The following is a 209-nucleotide window of genomic DNA, read 5'->3' on the forward strand; positions in this document are numbered from 1 at the left end:
GAGCAACGGCTCGGTCATCACCATCGCAGCGGGCGAAACCACCGGCAGCGTCAATGTCGAGACACTAGCCAACGACGTCTACAACAACGGCAGCACCGTCAGCACCACCATTACCGGTGCGACTGGTGGCAACTTCGAGAATCTGGTGCCGAGCACCACGCCTGCGGTTACCACCATTACTGACTCGGTGGACACCACTGGTTTGACCC

Annotated in this window: 1 protein-coding gene; it reads left to right on the top strand. The window is 59.8% G+C overall.

Going from position 1 to position 209, the window contains the following annotated elements; all coding sequences use genetic code 11:
* On the top strand, positions 1-209 hold a 209-nt coding region (locus tag FGE05_RS29745), incomplete at both ends, for an immunoglobulin-like domain-containing protein (RefSeq protein WP_139650452.1).

This window comes from Pseudomonas sp. ICMP22404, from assembly GCF_006227205.1.
Lineage (GTDB): Bacteria > Pseudomonadota > Gammaproteobacteria > Pseudomonadales > Pseudomonadaceae > Aquipseudomonas.